This window comes from Mycobacterium sp. IS-836, assembly GCF_001954275.1.
In the GTDB taxonomy this organism is placed as follows: Bacteria; Actinomycetota; Actinomycetes; order Mycobacteriales; family Mycobacteriaceae; genus Mycobacterium.
In genome coordinates, this window is the sequence record NZ_MBEU01000028.1 from 1 (window position 1) to 3,397 (window position 3,397).

A 3,397-nucleotide genomic window follows, 5' to 3' on the forward strand; every position below is an offset into this window, starting at 1 on the left:
CCCCAAAACCCCCCCCCCCCAACACCTGCCCACACCGGACAACCTCGCCTACATCATGTACACCTCAGGATCAACCGGACGCCCCAAAGCCGTCGCCATCACCCAACGCAACGTGGTGGCATTGTTTGCGGGCCTTAAGAAGTGGATCGGTTTCCCCCGGACGGATGTCTGGGCATGGTGTCATTCACCGGCCTTCGACGTCTCGGTGTGGGAGTTGTGGGGAGCGCTGCTTCACGGCGCGCGCGTTGTGGTGGTGTCATGGGATACGGTGCGGTCGCCGCTGAAAATGTGGCAGCTACTGCTTCAGAAGCGCGTTACGGTGCTCAGCCATACCCCGTCAGCATTTTACGAGTTGATGCGCGCGGAGCCCGAATGCTCTTCTACCGCAGAGAGTTCCGCTTTGCGGATGGTGGTATTTGCGGGCGAGGCATTGGATACGTCTCGGCTGCGAGGCTGGTATCCGGGTGAACGCGCGCACGCGCCGGCCCTGATAAACATGTACGGCACCACCGAAACCACTGTGCACTTAACGTATTTGGAGCTGACCGCCGCGCACGCCGCACACAAACCGTCCCCAATCGGTGTGCCGCTGGGCAATATGCGGGTTTTTGTGCTTGATGCAGGGTTGTGTCCGGTGCCCGTGGGAGTGCTTGGTGAGTTGTATGTCGCGGGCGCGGGCGTGGCTCGCGGATATCGGGGCCGGGCGGCCCTGACCGCAACACGGTTTGTGGCCTGTCCGTTCGTCGACGCAGAAACACCGGGAATTCGCATGTATCGCACCGGTGATGTGGGGCGGTGGACCGCACACGGCGAACTGGAATTCGTGGGCAGGGCCGACCAGCAGGTCAAAATCCGCGGATTTCGGGTGGAACCCGGCGAGGTCGAAGCGGTACTGGCCGCACACCCGGCGGTGGCCCACGCCGTCGTCATCGCCCGCAGCGCCCCCCACGCCGCCGACGACGTCGCCGACACCCACTTGGTGGGCTATGTCGTGCTCAAATCACCCGCCGCCGACCCCGGCGCCCCCGCCGCGCTGGCCGCCGACATCCGCCGGTATGCGGCGACTCGGTTGCCCGAGTTCATGGTGCCCGCAGCAGTCATGGTGCTCAGCGCCCTGCCGTTGACCGCCCACGGCAAGCTTGACCGGCGGGCGCTGCCGGCCCCGGAGTTCGTCAGCGAAGCGGCCTATCGAGGCCCGCGCGATCCACGCGAAGAGGTGCTGGCCACCCTGTTCGCCGAAGTGCTCGGGACCGACAGAGTCGGCATCGACGACGGGTTTTTCGCCCTGGGCGGACACTCCCTCTCAGCGACCCGCCTGGTCGCACGCATCCGCACCGAACTCGGAATCGAGATCCCCATCCGCGCAATCTTCGACGCCCCCACCATCGCCCAACTAACCCAATGGCTCGCAACGCATTCCGGCCACCAGACGCGGGCCCCCCTGATGCCGCGACAGAGGCCGCCGCGACTGCCGCTGTCGTTCGCGCAGACCCGACTGTGGTTCATCTACAAATACGAGGGCCCCTCGGCCACCTACAACATCCCGTTGGCAATCCGGTTCACCGGGACGCTCGATACGGCGGCGTTGACCGCTGCGATCGGGGATATCGTGGCCCGCCACGAGAGCCTGCGCACGGTGTTCGCTGAGGCCGACGGAAGCCCGTGGCAACAGATTTTGCCCGCCGAAAAAGTGGCCCCGCCGGTGGTCGCCGGCGAGGTGTCCGGCGGGCAGGAATTGGCTGAAGCGGTGGCTGCAGCCGCCGAGCACCGGTTCGACCTCGCGACGCAGATCCCGATCCGGGCCACGCTGCTTCGGGTTTCGGCGACCGAGCATCTGGTCGTATTGGTTATCCACCACATCGCTGGGGACGGGGCATCGGTGGTGCCGCTCGCGCGGGATTTGGCCACGACTTACGCCGCGCGGCGCGCGGGGCGCCTTCCGACTTGGTCACCGCTCCCGGTGCAGTACGCGGACTACACGCTTTGGCAGCGAGAAGTCCTCGGCCGCGAAGACGACCCCGACAGCGTCCTGTCCCAGCAGTTGGCGTACTGGCGTCGTGAGCTGTCCGGGGTGCCAGAACAGATTTCGTTGCCGTTCGACCGGCCTCGTCCGGCGGAGCGATCGTTTCGCGGGGAGGTCGTGTCGTTCGCGATCGACCCGTTACTGCGGGACCAGATCGAGCAACTGGCGCGGGAAACCGGGACAACCACGTCGATGGTGCTGCAGGCGGCGTTGGCAGTGCTGTTGCGCAAACTCGGCGCCGGCGACGACATTGCAATCGGAGGGCCGATCGCCGGGCGCACCGACGAGGCACTGACCGACCTGATCGGGTTCTTCGCCAACACCTGGGTGCTGAGGGTGGCGACCTCGGGCAATCCCCCCTTCAGGCAGCTCCTCGAGCAGGTAGCCGGCAAGGCACTCGCCGCATACGAAAACCAAGACGCCCCATTCGAACGGCTCGTCGACTCGCTGAACCTATCCCGCTCCACTGCCCATCACCCGCTGTTTCAGGTGTCCCTCGCGCTGCAGAACAATCCCCTCCCGAAGGTCGAATTCCCCGGACTGGGCGTCGACGTGCTGCCTGCTTCCACCCACACCGCGAAGTTCGACCTGTCCATCAACCTCTTCGAACTTCCGCCAATGCCGGGAGAACCACAACCGATCCCGGGAACCATCGAGTACGCCACCGACCTGTTCAACCACGACACCGTCGAGAAGTTCGCCAGCCACTACGTACGGATCCTTGACGCTGTCTCGGTTGATCCGGAGCGGCGGATCGATCAGATCGAGATCATCGATGCGATCGAACGCGACCAAGTCGTGAACCGATGGAACGACACCGCCACGCCAATACCGCAGGCCACCGTGCCAGAACTGTTCGCCGCCCAGGCCGCCCGCACCCCCGACGCCCCCGCAATCAACGACGACAACGAGACCCTGACCTACCGCCAACTCGACGCTCGCGCAAACCATCTCGCCGCCCGACTGACAACCTATGGAGCCCGACCGGAAACCATCGTCGCGGTCGCACTGCCCCGCTCCACCCGATTAGTCACCGCGCTACTGGCCATCTCCAAAACCGGCGCAGCCTACCTGCCCATCGACCCCAACTACCCCAGCGAGCGCACCGTATCCCATGACACCACCACAACGCGCGCGCCGTGAAGCAGCGCTCCCCACAACTCCCACACCGAGACGTCGAAGGCCGGTGAATGACACCATGCCCAGACATCCGTCCGGGGGAAACCGATCCACTTCTTAAGGCCCGCAAACAATGCCACCACGTTGCGTTGGGTGATGGCGACGGCTTTGGGGCGTCCGGTTGATCCTGAGGTGTACATGATGTAGGCGAGGTTGTCCGGTGTGGGCAGGTGTTGGGGGGGGGGGGACGCCGAG

At 65.2% G+C, this 3,397-nt stretch carries 2 protein-coding genes; one reads left to right on the forward strand and one right to left on the reverse strand.

The genetic code is table 11. From position 1 onward, the window contains the following. On the forward strand, window positions 1-3,166 hold a 3,166-nt coding region (locus A5747_RS09720), incomplete at its 5' end, for a non-ribosomal peptide synthetase (protein WP_142245509.1). Here A5747_RS09720 and A5747_RS09725 read toward each other — a convergent pair. Beyond that, a partial coding sequence (locus A5747_RS09725) for an AMP-binding protein (RefSeq protein ID WP_142245510.1) occupies window positions 3,112-3,397 on the reverse strand: 286 nt, incomplete at its 5' end. The two genes, A5747_RS09720 and A5747_RS09725, sit on opposite strands and share 55 nt — an antisense overlap.